Here is a 931-nt window from a genome sequence, read left to right on the forward strand (position 1 = left end):
TCAGCGTCTCGTTCTCCTGCTCTTTGATCAGCGTGGCCGTGGCAATAGAGAGTTGAACGTACTTCGCAGCCGCCTCTAGTGTGGCGTCTCCATTTAGCTGCGCCGCGATGGCTGCGAGCTTCTGCGAGTTGGTCAGGCCGTCGGTCGAGGTGATAGTCTCTTGGACTTTACTGGTCAGTTGCGTCGTGGCGGCGCTTGTCTGAGCGACCCCCTTGATCGTCGCGTCGAAAGCCTCGGTCAACTTGGACTGGCGATCCGCAGCCTGTCCCCAGATTTCACTCAAAGCCTCCATGGGGTTTGTCCATGTGGCGATGGCTGCGACCAAGGCTCCCCCAGACCGGATCAGGCCCGCCATTAATTCAAACAGGGCGTTGAGCGGGAGCAGTACCGATCCTGCCGCCAGGCCCAGACCGCGCAACCCCATGGTCAGGATTTCCAGCCAGCCGGCGTCACCAGCGTTTTGGGCGNGCAACCCCATGGTCAGGATTTCCAGCCAGCCGGCGTCACCAGCGTTTTGGGCGGCCAGTGTGAAGGCGTTCTTCAGGCGCTCCCACGTGGGCACCAAGCCTTCTGTCTCGCCGTGCAGTTCCTGCAGACCCTTGGTGAACGACGGGAAGAAGTCGCGCGCTGCCAAGTTGCCTGACTCCACCAGTTTGACCAGTTCGGCGTCGGTGATTCCGAGCCCCTTGGCCGTCAAACTGAGCGCACCAGGTAGGGAATCCCCTAATTGCTGTCGCAGCTCTTCCATGCTAACGACGCCCTTGGACGCTATTTGACTGAGTGCGTCCAGGGCCAGGGACGTGCGCTCGGCGCCGAGGCCCAGCGAGCCTGCGGCGCGGGTCAGCGAGGCGAACAGCTCGTTGCTCTGCTGCGCCGGTACGTTGGCCGACTTCATGGATGCCGAGAACTTGACGAACGAGTCGCTGAGGCC

Annotated in this window: 1 protein-coding gene; it reads right to left on the bottom strand. The window is 62.0% G+C overall.

The genetic code is table 11. The annotated features are described in order from the left end of the window. Nucleotides 1–895 (bottom strand): tape measure protein (locus I6F47_RS20365; protein ID WP_442960288.1); only part of this gene is annotated, 895 nt, incomplete at its 3' end. Nucleotides 896–931: the final 36 nt, after the last annotated feature.

Origin of the sequence: Pseudoalteromonas sp. NZS37, from assembly GCF_015864265.1 — a bacterium.
In the GTDB taxonomy this organism is placed as follows: domain Bacteria; phylum Pseudomonadota; class Gammaproteobacteria; order Enterobacterales; family Alteromonadaceae; genus Pseudoalteromonas; species Pseudoalteromonas arctica.